Origin of the sequence: Massilia sp. GER05 (assembly GCF_052056005.1) — a bacterium.
Lineage (GTDB): Bacteria > Pseudomonadota > Gammaproteobacteria > Burkholderiales > Burkholderiaceae_D > Telluria > Telluria orientalis.
This window is the reverse complement of sequence record NZ_CP178858.1, coordinates 2,473,382-2,488,836: the sequence shown is the minus strand read 5'-3', so window position 1 is coordinate 2,488,836 and position 15,455 is coordinate 2,473,382. Positions and strand designations below refer to the sequence as shown.

At 66.6% G+C, this 15,455-nt stretch carries 17 protein-coding genes; 16 read left to right on the top strand and 1 reads right to left on the bottom strand.

Annotation, left to right across the window (positions count from 1 at the left end):
* The first annotated feature begins 163 nt into the window (after positions 1 to 163).
* The 9 genes from fliD to ACL58G_RS11115 all read left to right on the top strand — a co-directional run bounded on the left by fliD (position 164) and on the right by ACL58G_RS11115 (position 7,534).
* Complete coding sequence (gene fliD / locus ACL58G_RS11155) at positions 164 to 2,809, top strand: flagellar filament capping protein FliD (protein ID WP_440966876.1); 2,646 nt, start codon at positions 164 to 166, stop codon at positions 2,807 to 2,809.
* Between the two features lie 21 nt (positions 2,810 to 2,830).
* Entirely contained in the window at positions 2,831 to 3,289 is a 459-nt protein-coding gene (gene fliS / locus ACL58G_RS11150; RefSeq protein ID WP_440966874.1) for a flagellar export chaperone FliS, read from the top strand.
* Complete coding sequence (locus ACL58G_RS11145; protein WP_440966872.1) at positions 3,286 to 3,627, top strand: flagellar protein FliT; 342 nt, start codon at positions 3,286 to 3,288, stop codon at positions 3,625 to 3,627. The genes fliS and ACL58G_RS11145 overlap by 4 nt, the downstream gene beginning before the upstream one ends.
* Before the next feature lie 8 nt (positions 3,628 to 3,635).
* Positions 3,636 to 4,742 (top strand): flagellar hook-length control protein FliK, encoded by a 1,107-nt coding sequence (fliK, locus tag ACL58G_RS11140; RefSeq protein WP_440966871.1) that lies wholly within the window; start codon positions 3,636 to 3,638, stop codon positions 4,740 to 4,742.
* Positions 4,729 to 5,094, top strand: coding sequence for an EscU/YscU/HrcU family type III secretion system export apparatus switch protein (locus tag ACL58G_RS11135; RefSeq protein ID WP_413385963.1), 366 nt, complete (start codon positions 4,729 to 4,731; stop codon positions 5,092 to 5,094). The genes fliK and ACL58G_RS11135 overlap by 14 nt, the downstream gene beginning before the upstream one ends.
* Complete coding sequence (locus ACL58G_RS11130; protein WP_440966869.1) at positions 5,078 to 5,836, top strand: flagellar brake protein; 759 nt, start codon at positions 5,078 to 5,080, stop codon at positions 5,834 to 5,836. The genes ACL58G_RS11135 and ACL58G_RS11130 overlap by 17 nt, the downstream gene beginning before the upstream one ends.
* Positions 5,837 to 5,945: 109 nt before the next feature.
* Positions 5,946 to 6,638 (top strand): RNA polymerase sigma factor, encoded by a 693-nt coding sequence (locus ACL58G_RS11125; protein ID WP_440966867.1) that lies wholly within the window; start codon positions 5,946 to 5,948, stop codon positions 6,636 to 6,638.
* A gap of 78 nt (positions 6,639 to 6,716) precedes the next feature.
* Positions 6,717 to 7,232 carry a DUF4142 domain-containing protein gene (locus tag ACL58G_RS11120; RefSeq protein ID WP_440966865.1) on the top strand — a complete coding sequence of 172 codons (516 nt, stop codon included), beginning with the start codon at positions 6,717 to 6,719 and terminating at the stop codon, positions 7,230 to 7,232.
* Positions 7,229 to 7,534, top strand: coding sequence for a plastocyanin/azurin family copper-binding protein (locus tag ACL58G_RS11115; protein ID WP_413383318.1), 306 nt, complete (start codon positions 7,229 to 7,231; stop codon positions 7,532 to 7,534). The genes ACL58G_RS11120 and ACL58G_RS11115 overlap by 4 nt, the downstream gene beginning before the upstream one ends.
* Before the next feature lie 3 nt (positions 7,535 to 7,537).
* On the opposite strand, the gene fliE is transcribed toward ACL58G_RS11115, so the two are convergent.
* A complete protein-coding gene (gene fliE / locus ACL58G_RS11110) occupies positions 7,538 to 7,924 on the bottom strand; it encodes a flagellar hook-basal body complex protein FliE (protein ID WP_413343704.1) in 387 nt (128 codons plus the stop codon).
* A 168-nt stretch (positions 7,925 to 8,092) separates the two neighbouring features.
* On the opposite strand from fliE, the gene fliF reads away from it, so the two are divergent.
* The 7 genes from fliF to fliL all read left to right on the top strand — a co-directional run bounded on the left by fliF (position 8,093) and on the right by fliL (position 15,452).
* Positions 8,093 to 9,778 carry a flagellar basal-body MS-ring/collar protein FliF gene (gene fliF / locus ACL58G_RS11105; RefSeq protein ID WP_413383316.1) on the top strand — a complete coding sequence of 562 codons (1,686 nt, stop codon included), beginning with the start codon at positions 8,093 to 8,095 and terminating at the stop codon, positions 9,776 to 9,778.
* A complete protein-coding gene (fliG, locus tag ACL58G_RS11100; protein WP_413383314.1) occupies positions 9,778 to 10,788 on the top strand; it encodes a flagellar motor switch protein FliG in 1,011 nt (336 codons plus the stop codon). Before fliF ends, fliG begins: the two co-directional genes overlap by 1 nt.
* On the top strand, positions 10,788 to 11,513 hold the full coding sequence (gene fliH, locus ACL58G_RS11095) for a flagellar assembly protein FliH (RefSeq protein WP_440966862.1): 726 nt from the start codon (positions 10,788 to 10,790) through the stop codon (positions 11,511 to 11,513). The genes fliG and fliH overlap by 1 nt, the downstream gene beginning before the upstream one ends.
* Positions 11,510 to 12,898, top strand: coding sequence for a flagellar protein export ATPase FliI (gene fliI / locus ACL58G_RS11090; RefSeq protein ID WP_056136284.1), 1,389 nt, complete (start codon positions 11,510 to 11,512; stop codon positions 12,896 to 12,898). Before fliH ends, fliI begins: the two co-directional genes overlap by 4 nt.
* A 36-nt stretch (positions 12,899 to 12,934) precedes the next feature.
* Positions 12,935 to 13,375 (top strand): flagellar export protein FliJ, encoded by a 441-nt coding sequence (gene fliJ, locus ACL58G_RS11085; protein ID WP_413383310.1) that lies wholly within the window; start codon positions 12,935 to 12,937, stop codon positions 13,373 to 13,375.
* A 30-nt stretch (positions 13,376 to 13,405) separates the two neighbouring features.
* Positions 13,406 to 14,695, top strand: coding sequence for a flagellar hook-length control protein FliK (locus ACL58G_RS11080; protein ID WP_440966859.1), 1,290 nt, complete (start codon positions 13,406 to 13,408; stop codon positions 14,693 to 14,695).
* 217 nt (positions 14,696 to 14,912) lie between these two features.
* On the top strand, positions 14,913 to 15,452 hold the full coding sequence (gene fliL / locus ACL58G_RS11075; protein WP_413383306.1) for a flagellar basal body-associated protein FliL: 540 nt from the start codon (positions 14,913 to 14,915) through the stop codon (positions 15,450 to 15,452).
* Positions 15,453 to 15,455: the final 3 nt, after the last annotated feature.

Here is a 15,455-nt window from a genome sequence, read left to right as displayed (position 1 = left end):
TCCCGTAAGGCGCGGGCTACGGCCCGCGCTTGACGGTCCTCCCTTCCTGTCCATTTCCAGCGTCCAGATAGTTCGGCACGGAAATAACGCACATTTCCCACTCTCAAGTAACGTTTGCTTCTGTCGATAATGACTTACATTATCGCTTTCACAGGAGAAACACGTGGGACTCAGCTCACCTGGTATCGGCTCCGGCCTCGACGTCAACGGTCTCGTCAGCAAGCTGATGGCGGCCGAATCCGCGCCGCTCGACAATTACGACAAGAAGACCACCGACTACCAGACCAAGTTGCAGGCGTATGGCAAGGTCAGTGCGGCCGTCGGCGCCTTCCAGGGCGCGCTGACGACGCTGAACTCGGCCGGCACGTTCAGTGCGTTGACGACGTCGTCCAGCAACAAGGATCTCCTGACGGCCTCGGCCGGCGCCACTGCCGCGCCCGGCAAGTACAAGATCAACGTCGGCCAGCTCGCGCAGGCGCAAAGCCTCATGACGGGCGGCCAGGCCAGCAACACGAAGCAGATCGGCGACGGCGCCAAGACGACCCTCACGTTCCAGTTCGGCAGCATCGGCGGCGGCACGTTCGGCGTGGCCGGCTCCGCGCTGAACGTGGCCAGCGCAGCGTCCGGCATCGCGACCGGTTCGCTGACCATCAACGGCACCGCGATCAGCACCAACGGCACGACGCGCAGCGCGCGCGACCTCGCCTCGGCCATCAACGACGAAACGGACACGACGGGCGTCACCGCCAAGGCCGGCATCACGTCCACGTCGGCCACGATGTTCGGCACCTTCGGCGACGTGGTCGTCTCCACCGGTGACAACTACGCCCTGTCGGTAGGCGGCGTCAAGCTGGCGGAGTCGGACGGCAGCACCACCGTCACGGCCGCGTCGCTCGACACCGCGCTCGGCACCAACACGGTCAAGAACCAGTTGGCCGCCGCCAACATCACGTTCACCGGCTCGGCCGCCACCCACGACCTGCAGTTCTTCGCGGCCGACGGCTCCAACATCGACGTCGCGGAAGCCGTCAGCGGCACCGTCACGGGCGGCATCGGCCTCGCCCCCGGCGCGGCCAACGCGGGCTCGGACACGACCGCCACGGCGGGCATCACACTGAGTTCGAAAGACGGCAGCCAGATCCTCGTCGGCGGCAACAACCCCGGCGCGGCCGGCCTCACGGCGGGCAGCGCCGGCAGCTACATCGGCGCGGGCTTCACCCAGGACGGCGCCCAGGCCAGCGGCACCGTGACGCTGGACACGAAAGACCAGACCCTGCAAGGCATCCGCGACGCCATCAACAAGGCGAACGTGGGCGTCACCGCCACCATCGTGTCGGACGGCAGCGCCAACCCGTACCACCTCGTGATCACGTCGAACAAGACAGGCGAGAAGTCGGCCATGAAGATCTCCGTGGATGGCGCCGACGGCGGCCCCGTCAACGCCGACATCGCCGGCATGCTGGCGTACGATCCGAACGGCACGCAAGCCCTCACGCAGACGAGCGGCGCGCAGGATACCAAGCTGACCATGAACGGCATCGCCGTCAGCAGTGCCGGCACGACAGTGGACGACGTGATCCAGGGTGTGAGCCTGGACCTGTCGTCGACCGGCAGCACGACGCTGACCGTGTCCCAGGACAAGAGCTCGGTGACGGACGCCATCAATGGCTTCGTCAAGGCGTACAACGACCTGAACAAGACGATCGGCGGCCTCACGAGCTACAACGCCGACACCAAGACGGGCGGTCCGCTGCAGGGCGATTCGGCCGTGCGCTCGATCCAGACCCAGCTGCGGCGCGCGCTCGGTACGCAGGTCGAAGGCCTGAACAGCAACCTGACGAACCTCGGCCAGATTGGCGTGGCGTTCCAGAAGGACGGCAGCCTGGCCGTCGATTCGACCAAGCTGAACAACGCCATGTCGAGCAATTTCAGCGGCATCAGCGGCCTGTTCGCGGCCGTCGGCGCGGCCAGCGACGGCAACATCTCGTTCGACAAGTCGACCGCGGCCACCAAGCCGGGCGAGTATGGCGTGAACGTCACGCACATGGCCACGCAGGGCACGCTGACCGGGGCCAATCCCCTGTCGGGCTCGACGACGATCGCAGCGAACACGAGCTGGACCGTCACGCTGAACCAGACCGATCCGGCGACGGATACCAAAGTCCAGAACATCAAGATTCCGGCCGGCATCTATACGAACGACCAGCTGTCTTCGATGCTGCGCGCCGCCATCAACGGCAACAGCGTGTTCGCGAACGCCGGCGACGCGGTCGGGACCTCGGTGGACGGCACAGGCCACCTGTCGATCTCGTCAAGCAAATACGGTTCCACGTCGAACATCTCGATCGCCGGCGTCACGGGCACGGCCGTCAGCGACCTCTTCGGGGGCGCCACGCCGGCCGTCGGCACCGACATCGAAGGCACGATCGGCAGCGTCGCCGCGACGGGCAACGGCCAGTCGCTGACGGCGGCCGCCGGTTCGCCCGCCGCGGGCATCCAGATCACGGTCAAGAGCGGCGTCGCCGGCGACCGCGGCACTGTGACCTTTTCGCAAGGCTATGCGTACCAGCTGACGAACCTGGCCACGAGCTTCACGGGCAATGGCAGCATACTCAACAGCAAGACCGACGGCCTGAACGCCAGCATCAAGGCGGTGGCCAAACAGCGCGACGCATTCAGCGATCACCTGACCCAGTTGGAAGCCATGTATCGAAAACAATTTACCTCGCTCGACACGATGCTGCAGTCGATGCAGAGCACCCAAAGCTATCTGACGCAGCAGTTGGCAGCCCTCGCGGCCAACCGATAACTGGATTTTTGGAGAACCACCATGTTTGGAACGATGAAACGCGGCGTCAACGCCTATCACAACGTGAGCCTCGAGACCGGCATCACGTCGGCCTCGCCGCACAAGCTGATCGTCATGCTGTACGACGGCGCCCTCGTCGCGCTGCTCGGCGCCAAGACGAACATCGCCGCCGGCAACATCGCCGCCAAGGGTTCGGCCATCTCGAAAGCCATCTCGATCATCGACAACGGCCTGCGCGCCTCGCTCGACAAGAACGCCGGCGGCGAGATCGCGGCCAACCTGGACGCCCTGTACGACTACATGAGCCGGCGCCTGCTGCACGCGAACCTGAAGAACGACGTGACCATCATCGACGAAGTGCACGGCCTGCTGGCCGACCTGCGCGGCGCATGGGTGGAAATCGGCGAGAAGGTCCAGCAGCCGCAGCAGGTCGCTGCGCCCACGGCCATGCCGAAAGCCTCGACCCTGGCGAGCGCATGATCGGAGCCACGACGATGATGACGAATACCGAAATCGCCTCGCTGTACGAAGCCATGGTCGGCATCACCGACCAGATGCTGGCCGCCGCCACCGCGGCCGACTGGGACCGCCTGCTCCAGCTCGAACACCAGTGCGCCGCCTGCGTGCGCCAGCTGAAGGACAACGGCGACACGGCGCTGGCCGGCCAGGAGCGCGTGCGCAAGGTCAACGCCATCCGCAAGATGCTCGATTCCGACCGCAAGATCCGCGACCTGACCCAGCCGTGGATGGCGAAGCTGCAGACCATGATCTCGAACAAGACCGTCGAACGCCGCGTCGCGCGCGCCTACGGCGTCTGACCTGAACGATGCTGCCGCGCGATAGCGTCTCGCTGACCCCGGTCGCGGCAGCCCGTCCCGCCTTACCCGTCGGCGACCCGCGCCAGCAGGCCTTTGCGCGCGCGCTCGCCAACCTCGTCGGCCAGTCGATGGCAGCCGACGTGTTGGCGAAACTGCCCGACGGCAGCTTCGTCGTGCGCATCAACGACATGGCGGCGCGCATGCCGCTGCCCCAGGGCGCGCAGGTCGGCACGCAGGTGCCGCTGACCCTCGTGACGGTCGCGCCTCGCCCCACGTTCCAGGTCCGGACGGGCCAGGGCGCCCCCGCCTTCGCCGAAGCCGGCCCGCCGCTGCCGGAAGGCGCCAGCCCGCAGGAGTCTACGCTCGCTTATCTCGAAGGCAAGGATGCCGCCGCGCTCACGCGCACGGCCGCCCTGCTCGCCGGCGCGCGCGGTCTCGCACAACTGCCGGGCGGCGCGGCCGACGGCGCCAGCACGTCGATCAGCACGGCCGGCAAGATGCTGGGCGACGTCATCGCGGCCGCGCAGAAAGCGGACACACAAGCCACCGCCGCGGTCGGCCGCACGCCGCTGCTGGGCGGGCCGTCGCTGGACGCCGGCGCCATCGCGCAGGCACTGAAGGACGGCCTCGGCAAGAGCGGCCTGTTCTACGAATCGCACGTGGCCGAATGGGCCGAAGGCGCCCGCCCCCGCGCCGACCTCGCGGCCGAGCCGCAGGCGCGCGGCATGCCGCCGCCCACCGATCCGAACACGGCACAGTTCATCAACCTGCAGCTGAATGCACACGAACAGGGCCGCGCCGCCTGGCAGGGCCAGCTGTGGCCGGGCCGCGACATGCAATGGGACGTCGAACGGGACGCGTCCGGCCGCCAGGACGGCGGCGAGGATGAGAACGGCGGCACGTGGCAGAGCAGCCTGCGCCTGCGCTTCGGCGCGTTGGGCGAGGTGGCGGCGCGCGTCGTGCTGTCCGGCGGCCAGTTGCACATCCGCCTCGATGCCCAGGACGAATCGGTCAAAGGCTTGCTGGATGCGCACCGCGCGCGCCTGGCCGACGCACTCGACGCGGCCGGCACGCCGCTCTCCACGCTCACCGTCCATGACGATGGACAACGATAAGCCGACGCGGCGCCAGAGCGCCGTGGCGCTCGCGTACGGCGCCGGCGATGCCGCGCCGAAGGTCGTCGCGAAGGGCAAGGGTCTCGTCGCCGAACAGATCATCGGCCGCGCGCAAGAGGCCGGCGTGTTCGTGCACGAATCGAAGGAACTGGTGGCGTTGCTGATGAAAGTCGATCTCGACCGCCAGATCCCGCCGGCCCTCTACCGCGCCATTGCCGAACTATTGGCCTGGCTCTATTATATTGAATCCGCGCAAGTTTCCGGGCAGACACCACCGCCCGCACCGGACACGGCACGCCACCTCCCACCCCAAGAAAGCACTCCGGTTGACACAGATGCAAGCAATCACTGACGCCGAATTAGAAGCCTGGCACGACTACGAAGTCGAGTCGCCCAGGGAGATCGTGGCCCTGCTGCGCCAGATCGCCGAAAAGAACCAGCTGATCCGCATGCTGATCAAGGGCGAGGCGGACGTCTGCGTCACGTCGCTGCTGGCCGTCGATCCGGATGCGGGCACCGTCGTCATCGACTGCTCCGTCAGCCCCGAGCAGAACACGCGCATCGTGGCGGCCGGCACGGTCCGGTGCGACACGTCGCTGGACAAGATCCGCATCGTGTTCGGCCTGGACAACCTGCGCGAAGTGCAATTCGAAGGCGGCACCGCGCTGGCCGCCGCGATTCCCGCGAGCCTGATCCGCCTGCAGCGGCGCGAGTTCTACCGCATGCCGACGCCGGTGACGAATCCCGTGCGCGCGACGATCCCCCTGCCGGCCGATCTGGGCGGCGGCACCGCCGTGTTCCCGCTGGCCGACATCAGCTGTGGCGGTGTCGCGATCCACGACAGCAAGCTGCAGCTCGGCACGACCATCGGCGACACCTTCCCGAACTGCCGCATCGACCTGCCCGAAATCGGGCCGGTGACCTGCTCGTTGCAAGTCCGCAACTCGATCGACATGACGCTGCTCAACAACAAAACGAGCCGCCGCCTCGGCTGCCAGTTCGTCGACATCTCGCGCGGCAACCTGGCCGCCGTGCAACGCTACATCACCAAGCTGGAACGCGAGCGCAACGCCCGCCTGGCTGGCCTGGCATAAAATTTCCCAAAACCGGGGTCAGAGCCCGGTTTTGGGAAATTGATTAAAACTTCGGAACGCCGGTCCGCCGGCCTGCATCCAATCGTCAGGCATACGACCAGGAGATCCCATGCAGGCCGCCGCACCGCCCCCCTCTTCCCTCGACGACGACGCGCTGCTGCGCCGTATCCGCGCCGGCGACCGCGACGCGTTCTCCGATCTGATGCGGCGCTACAACCGCCGCCTGTACCGCGTCGCGCGCAGCGTCCTGCGCGACGATGCGGAAGCCGAGGATGCGCTCCAGGATGCCTATCTGCAGGCCTATCGCGCCCTGCCCGGCTTTCGCGGCGAGTCGGCGCTCGGCACCTGGCTCACTCGCATCGTCGTCAATGCCGCGCTGATGCGCCAGCGTAAGACCGGGCGGCTCGCCGACGTCATCGAACTGGGCGCGGATTTCGGTTCGGACGATGCGATCCTGCCCCGCGACCGGCTGGACGAGCCGGCGCAGCCGGAATTGGCCGCGCTGCGCGCCCAGACGCGGCGCCTGATCGAAACGGGCATCGACAAGCTCCCGGCCGCCTTCCGCACGGTGTTTGTGTTGCGCGCGGTGGAGGAATTGACCGTGGAAGAGACGGCGGCCACGCTCGACATCCCCGCGGCGACCGTGCGCACCCGCTATTTCCGCGCGCGGGCCATGCTGCGCGAGGCGCTCGCGCGCGAGATCGATTTCGCGATCGAGGATGCGTTCGGGTTCGACGGCGCGCGCTGCGACCGGATCGTCGACGCGGTCCGGCGCCGGCTGGACGCGGAACCGTCCACCTGACACGAAGCGGGAACGCGCGCGCCTAAGCGTGCATCGAATGGATTGTTTCACCTAAACCATTCATTCAAGGAGTCCGCCATGAACAAATCCGCCCCGCTGCTGCTGTCCGCCCTGCTCGTCCTGAGCGCCACCGCCCACGCGGCCGGCCCGAACGATGCGCAGATCGCCGCCATCGTCGTCGCCGCCAATGCGGTCGATATCGACGCCGGCAAGCAGGCCGAGACGAAAACGCAGAACAAGGACGTGCGCGCCTTCGCCCAGCGCATGGTGGCCGACCACGCGGGCGTCAACCAGCAGGCCGTCGCGCTGGTGCAGAAACTGCACGTGACGCCCGAGGACAACGACACCAGCAAGAGCCTGACGAAGGACGGCGCGGCGACGCGCACCCGGCTGGCCGCCCTGTCCGGCAAGGCGTTCGACAAGGCCTATGTCGACAACGAAGTCACGTACCACGAGACCGTGCTCGGCGCACTCGACAAGACGCTGATCCCGAACGCCTCGAATGCCGAGCTGAAAGCCCTGCTCGTCAAGGTCCGCCCGGCGTTCGTGGCGCACCTGGAGCATGCCAAGCACATCCAGGCCGAACTCAAGTGAAGACCGCATTTGCCACGCTGTTCGCCGCGTCGTGTGCGCTGCCCCTCATGGCCGGCGCGGCGGAACACCACGTCGTCATCGACGGCATGAAGTTCACGCCGCAGGTCGTGCAGGTCAGGAAGGGAGATACGATCGTGTGGGAGAACCGCGACATGTTCGTCCACAACGTGACGGCGGCCGGCGTCAAGTCGGGCGACCTGCAGCCCGGGAAGACCTGGCGCTGGGTGGTGCCAGCGAAGATGTCGTTCGACTATCTCTGCACGCTGCATCCGGTGATGCAGGGGCGCGTCGAGGTCAAGTGATCGTCACACCTGCATGTTCATGATGTCGTGATAAGCCGACACCAGCTTGTTGCGCACCTGCACCGTGGCCTGGAAGTTGATGCTCGCTTTCTGCATGGCGATCATCGTGTCGGACAGGCTCACGGAATCGTCGCCGGCGGCGAACTTCTTGCCCATCTCGTCCGCCTGGATCTGGGAATTGCTGACGTTCTGCAGCGACGCCTGCAGCGCATCCGAGAAGCTGACCCTGGTCGACGATTCGGCCGCATCGGGAGCGCCCAGCTTGCCGATGCCACCCAGCCCGCCGAGCGCCTCCGCCGGCGACGCCGGGCCGGCCGGCTTCTGTGCCGCCGACTTCAGCTGCGCCATCATCGCTTCGATCCGGCTGCTGTCGATGCCGCCGATGTTCATGTCCGTTCTCCCAGTGCCTGTCAAACAAATCGATTCAGGCTGTCAGAATATCAGCGCCCGGGCAACGATTGCCTTCGAGCAGCACGGTAAACAGGGCCTTATTCCGGGGTTTGAATGTTGCCGTACGGCTCCATAATGGCGTTCATACACCCATTCCCTCCCCCCAACATGGCAACGACAGCGGAAGAACTCCTCGACAGCGACATCGCAACCCCGGCCGACGAGAAGCCGAAGTTCTGGCAGACGACGAACGGTAAACGCATCGTCATCGGCGGCGCCATCGCCGGCGTGGTGGCCATCGTCGCGGCATTGTGGCTCTGGACGTCGGCGCCGGAATACAAGGTGCTGTTCTCCAACTACACCGACAAGGACGGCGGCGCCATCACCGCCTCGCTCGACCAGATGGGGGTCAAGTACAAATTCTCGGACAGCGGCAGCGCGATCCTCGTGCCGGCCGACCGCATCCACGACCTGCGCCTGAAGCTGGCCCAGCAGGGCCTGCCGCGCGCCGGCAACGTCGGCTTCGAGCTGCTGGAGAACCAGAAGCTGGGCACGTCGCAATTCGTCGAGCAGGTCAACTACCAGCGCTCGCTGGAGGGTGAGCTGGCCAACTCGATCCAGTCGCTGTCCGCCGTCAGCTCGGCCCGCGTGCACCTGGCGCTGCCGAAGCCGTCCGTGTTCGTGCGCGACCAGCAGAAGCCGACCGCCTCGGTCCTCCTGAACCTGCAGCCCGGCCGCGCCCTCGACCAGGCGCAAGTCAGCGCCATCGTGCACCTGGTGGCGTCGTCGATCCCGGAACTGACGCCGGCCAACGTGACCGTCGTCGACCAGAACGGCACCTTGCTGTCGGACAGCGCCAACAAGAACGGCAAGCAGCTCGACCCGAACCAGCTGAAGTACGTCGAAGCGCTGCAGCAGAACATCGTCAAGCAGGTCCAGTCGATCATCGCCCCGCTCGTCGGCCAGAACAACGTGCGCGCCGAAGCGACCGCCGAAGTCGACTTCGCCCAGACCGACACCGCGGCCGAGATGTACAAGCCGAATTCGCCGCCGGAGCCGCAGGCGATCCGCAGCCAGCAAACGTCCGAGCAGTCCGGTCCGGGCAGCACCAATCCGTCCGGCATTCCGGGCGCGCTGTCGAACCAGCCGCCGGGCGTGGCGACCGCACCGCTGGACGGTGGCGCCCAGCCTGCCCAGGCCCAGGCGAGCACCGGCCCGAGCCGCAAGGATTCCACGACCAATTACGAAGTCGACAAGACGATCCGCTACGAACAGAAACCGATGGGCGGCATCAAGCGCCTGACGGTCGGCGTGGTGGTGAACTACCGCCGCACCGTCGATCCGAAGACGGGCAAGGTCGTCGTCAAGCCGCTCAGCGCCGCCGAAGTCGCGCAGATCAACGAACTGGTCAAGCAGGCGATGGGCTACAGCCAGGCGCGCGGCGACACGCTGAACGTGACGAACGCCCCGTTCGACGGCGTCGACAAGCCGGAAGAGCAGGCGCCGGACTGGTGGAAGGATCCCGCCAACCTGCCGCTGGCAAAGGACATCGCACGCTACGTCTTCATCGCCCTCGTGCTGGCCTTCCTGTGGTTCCGCTTCGTGCGGCCGCTGCTCAAGCCGGCGATCAAGAAGTTCGACGAAGCCGTGGCGATCCCGCCCGAACCGGAACCGGAAGAGCCGGAGCCGGAACCGGAGCCGGACCCGGACGAAGAAGCCCGCATCCAGCGTGAAGAGGAAGAACAGCAGAAGGTCCAGGTCTACAAGAGCAACCTGGAAATGGCAAAAGACATGGCCAAGAACGATCCGCGCATCGTGGCCAACGTGATCAAGGAATGGCTGGGGACCGAGTAATGAGCGACAAGGACAAGGACAAGGAAAGCACGACCAAGGCAGCCATCCTGATGCTGGCCCTGGGCGAATCGGAAGCGGCCGAAGTGATGAAATTCCTCGGCCCGCGCGAAGTGCTCAAGCTGGGCGCCGCCATGGCGCAGATGAAGGCCGTGCAGCACGAGGAAGTCTTGAGCGTGCTGGGCGAATTCCGCGAGCGCGTGGACCTGCAGTCGACCGTCGGCCTCGATTCCGACGAATACATCCGCCAGGTGCTGACCAAGGCCCTCGGCGACGACAAGGCCGCCGTGCTGCTGAACCGCATCCTGGGCGGCAAGGACGCCTCGGGCATCGAAAGCCTGAAGTGGATGGATTCGCCGTCCGTCGCCGAACTGATCCGCAACGAGCACCCGCAGATCATCGCGACGATCCTCGTGCACCTCGAACGCGACCAGGCCTGCGAAGTGCTGGCCCATTTCACGGACCGCCTGCGCAACGACGTCGTGCTCCGTATCGCCACCCTGGACGGCGTGCAGCCGGCCGCCCTGCGCGAGCTGAACGACGTGCTGACCAAGCTCCTGTCCGGCAACGAGAACATCAAGAAGTCGTCGCTGGGCGGCGTGCGTACCGCGGCCGAGATCCTGAACTTCATGAGCGGCGAGCAGGAAAGTTCCGTCATGGAGAACATCAAGAACTACGACAACGACATGGCGCAGAAGATCATGGACGAGATGTTCGTGTTCGACAACATCATCGACATCGACGACCGCGGCATCCAGTTGCTGTTGCGCGAAGTGCAGTCGGAGATGCTGATCATCGCGCTGAAAGGCGCGTCGCAGGACTTGCGCGATAAAATCTTCAAAAACATGTCGCAACGTGCGGCGGAAATGATGCGCGAAGACCTGGAATCGAAAGGTCCCGTGCGCCTGTCCGAAGTGGAAACCCAGCAGAAGCAGATCCTGCAAATCGTCCGGCGTCTCGCCGACGAAGGCCAGATCGTGCTGGGCGGCAAAGGTGAGGATTCGTTCGTCTGATGGCCATCTCAAAAGAGTTTCAGTCTGCATATCAACGCTGGGAAATGACGTCGTTCGGCGACGAGCGTCCCAGCGTCCGTGCCCAGCGCGAAGCGGAGGCCGCCGCTGCCGCGGCCGCCGCGCGCGCGTACGAGCCGCCGCCCCAGTCGGAGCCCATGATCCAGCTGCCGACCGCGCAAGAGCTCGAAGCGCTCCGCGCCGCCGCGCGCGACGAAGGCTATGCGGAAGGTCTCGAAGCGGGCCAGGCCGAAGGCCACGCCGCCGGTTACGAGGAAGGCCTTGCGCTGGGCCGTGCCGAAGCGGCCGAGGAACTGGAACATCTGCGCCAGCTCGCCACGACGTTCGGCGATGCCGTCACGCAAGCCGATGAAGCCATCTCCAACGACGTGCTGGAACTCGCGCTGCACCTCGCGCGCGGCATGGTCCGCACGGCATTCGACGTGAAGCCGGACCTGATCATTCCCGTCGTGCGCGAAGCCATCGACTACCTGCCGACCCTGCAACAACCGGCCCTCTTGATGCTGCATCCGGAAGACGCGCTGATCGTCAAGAGCAGCATCGGCCACGAGCTGGACAAGAACGGCTGGCGCATCGTCGAAGACGAGGGAGTGTCCCGTGGCGGCTGCCGCGTGGACACGGCCAGCAACCAGATCGACGCCCAGATCGGCGCGCGCTGGCAGCGCCTGACGCACGCGCTCGGCAAGGACCTGGACTGGCTGGAATGAACACCCATACCGGCCGCTGGAAGGCTTACCTGAACGACTGCGCCAACGTGGTCGATCTGGTCGAGCCGATGCAGGTGTCGGGCCGCGTCACGCGCGTGGCCGGCCTCGTGATGGAATGCGTCGGCCTGAAGCTCGCGGTCGGCGCCGCCTGCATGATTCCGGTTGCGTCCGGTGCCCGCATCGAAGCGGAAGTCGTCGGCTTCGAGGGCGAACGTTTATTCTTGATGCCGCAGTCGGACGTCGAAGGCGTCGTGCCCGGCTCGCGCGTCTTCCCGATCGAAGCGAGCATGCCGAAGCCCGGCACGGTGACGCATCCGCGCCGCCGGCCGATGGACCGTGCGCGCCACCTGCCCGTCGGCTGGGGCCTGCTGGGCCGCGTCGTCGACGGCGCCGGCCGGCCGCTGGACGGCAAGGGTCCCGTCTCCACGGAACACATGGGCCCGCTCAACGCGCGCCCCATCAACCCGCTCGACCGCGTACCGATCTCGGAAACGCTGGACGTGGGCGTACGCGCCATCAATTCGATGCTGACGGTAGGCCGCGGCCAGCGTCTCGGCCTGTTCGCCGGTACCGGCGTCGGCAAATCCGTGCTGCTGGGCATGATCGCGCGCTACACGACGGCGGACGTGATCGTCGTCGGCCTGATCGGCGAACGGGGCCGCGAGGTGAAGGAATTCATCGAGCAGATCCTGGGCGAGGAAGGCCTGGCCCGCTCGGCCGTCGTGGCCGCGCCGGCCGACTCGCCGCCGCTGATGCGCCTGCAGGGCGCCGCCTACGCGACCGCCATCGCCGAGCACTTCCGCGACGAGGGCCGGAACGTCCTCCTGATCATGGATTCGCTCACGCGCTACGCGATGGCCCAGCGCGAGATCGCCCTCGCCATCGGCGAGCCGCCGGCCACGAAAGGCTATCCGCCGTCGGTGTTCGCGAAACTGCCCGTGCTGGTGGAACGCGCGGGCAACGGCCAGGCGGGCGGCGGCTCGATCACGGCGTTCTATACCGTGCTGTCGGAAGGCGACGACCAGCAGGACCCGATCGCCGACGCGGCGCGCGGTATCCTCGACGGCCACATCGTGCTGAACCGCAAACTGGCCGAGGCGGGCCACTACCCCGCCATCGACATCGAACAATCGATCTCGCGCGCGATGCACGGCATCACGTCGCGCGAGCACCAGCAGGCCGCGCGCACGCTCAAGCAACTGTATTCGCGCTACGAACGCTCGCGCGACCTGATCAGCGTCGGCGCCTACGCGCCCGGCACGGACCCGGTGCTGGACAAGGCCATCGCCTTGCACGAACGGATCGAGGCCTTCCTGTGCCAGGAAATCCACGACAACGTGGGCATGTTGCAGAGCTTGGGGGAATTGACCTCGCTGTTCGGCTGATTGGTCCGTCAAGCTCATCGGTATACTTGATCTACCATGGCCACCGCATCCGCACTCGACACCCTGATCGACCTCGCCCAGCGCGAGTCCGACGCCTGCGCGAAGCGCCTGGGCGCGGCGCTGAAGGCCGTCGACGAGGGCGAGCAGAAGCTGCAGATGCTGCTCGGCTACCGCGACGACTATGCGAACCGGCTCGACGCGGCGCAAATGGCAGGCATCACCCCGTTCGCGTACCAGAATTTCGTCGCCTTCCTCGGCAAGCTGGAACAGGCGATCGACGGCCAGCGCGAAGTACTGAAGCATGCGCATGTCAAGGCCGACATGGAAAAGAAGGGCTGGCAGGAAAGCGAGCGCAAGCGCCTGTCGTACCGGACCCTGAACGAGCGCGCGGCCGCCGAGGCGCTTGCGATCGAAAACAAGCGCGACCAGAAAATGATGGACGACCACGCGGCCCGGACAGTCCGCGCCAGGCGCTGACCGGCGCCTTTAACCTGAGCGACTAGCGACATGACCACGACTTCCTTTAACCCGCAGCTCAACACGGCCAACGGCATCAACCAGCGTCCGAACACCCCGGGCAACGGCGGCAGCGACGGCAGCCAGTTCAGCGCCCTGCTGAGCGGCGAACTGGAGCGCAACACCTTCGCGTCCATGCCGGCCCCGGCACCCGCCCCCGCGCCCGCCGCGAAGCAGGAGGCCAAGCCGGCCGAAGCCGAGAAACCCGCGCAACACGACGACGCCGCGCCGCAGCAGGCCGCGAAGCCGGCCGACAGCAAGACGGACGGCGCCGACGCGAAGGACGATGCCGCCAAGGACGACGACGACAAGTCGGATGACGACAGCACGGCCAAGGCGGGCGACCCGGCCAGCGCCATGCTCGCGCTGATGGCCAGCCTGCACAAGCCGGGCGCGGACGCGGGCAAGACGACGACCGCGGCCCAGGCCTTCGACGCGCTGTCCGGCAAGGGCAAGCGCACGGACGCCGGCCAGCTGGCCGCGCTGCAGGCCGCGATGAAGTCCGTGGCCAGGGAAGCCGGCGTCGATGCGGCCGGCGCGAAGATCTTCTCGGCCACGTCGATCAAGAACCCGGCCCTCGCGGCCGCCGGTGCCGACCTCGGCGCGGACAAAGCGGCGGCCTCGGCCGACCCGCGCGCCACGCTGGGCAACGTCACGGCGGAGGTCAAGCCGCAGCTGGACGCCGCCGAATTCAGCCTGCAGCAGGCGCGCGACGCCGCGCTGCTCGCCCGGAAGGAACAGGCGCCGGTGGCGACCGTCGCGGCCGCCCAGCTGCAGCCGGCCATGCTGGAAGCGGCCCAGGCCGCCGCGGCCGCCAGCGAAGATCTGTCGGCCCACGTCGGCACGGATGCGTGGAACGACCAGGTCGGCCAGAAGGTCATCTACATGGTCGGCGCCGAGGACCAGACCGCGTCGCTGACCCTGAACCCGCCGGACCTGGGCCCGCTGCAGGTGGTGCTGTCCGTCTCCAACGGCCAGGCCGACGTGACGTTCTCGTCGAACCAGCTGGAAGTCCGCCAGGCGCTGGAAAACGCCCTGCCCCGCTTGCAGGAAATGATGGGCGAAAGCGGCATCGCGCTGGGCAATGCGACCGTCAACGCGGGCATGTCGAACGGCGGCCAGGCGCAGCAGGACCAGGCGATGGCATCGAGCGGTTTCGGCAGGGGCAACAATGGCCGCCGCAACGGCGGCAATGGCGAGAACGGCTCGGCGGGTGAAGCGACCGTCCGGCCCGCCACGCGCATCATTCGTGACCGCGGCATGGTCGATACGTTCGCGTAAGGTGGCACCCAGTGCCCACGCGTGACGTCTGCATCATGCCGGCGTTCGCGTGGGCACAGGAGTGGCCACCCAACGTTTGAATATAGCCTCGACAACAAATCCGTAAAGAAACAACGAGATACCCCAGGTTCCTCCCTCTTTTCGACCGTTGCCGCTGCTCACTTTTTCCCGATAATGACATAATGACGGGACGATCCAACAGTGGGACCGAAGACTCTTGAAAGCGAATCCAAAAATCAAAGCCGATCCGAAAGCGGATGCGGCACCGGCGGCCAGCGGCGGTAAAGGCAAGCTGCTCATCATGATCGGCGCGGCCGTGGTCGTGCTCGGCCTGGGCGGAGGTGCCGGCTGGTACTTCATGCACGGCAGCAGCGCGGAAGCGGCGGCCGGGCCGGCCAGGAAGGAACACTCGAGCAGCAAGAACAAGAAGAACGACGAGGCGCCGCCCGAATACGTGGCCGTCGAACCCTTCACGGTCAACCTGCAGCCGGAACATGGCGACCAGTATCTGCAGGTCGCGTTCACCCTGCAGGTCGAGGGACCGGAGCAGGTCGAGCTCATCAAGGCCAACATGGCCAAGGTGCGCAGCCGCGTGCTGCTGCTGTTGTCGGGCAAGAAGGCCTCCGAGATCAGCACGGTGGAAGGCAAGCAGCAACTGGCCGGCGAGATCCTCGCGGCGGTCAGCGAGCCCTTCATGCCGCACGGCGACGAACAGCAAGTGACCGACGTTCTGTTCACTTCCTTTATCATCCAGTAAAGC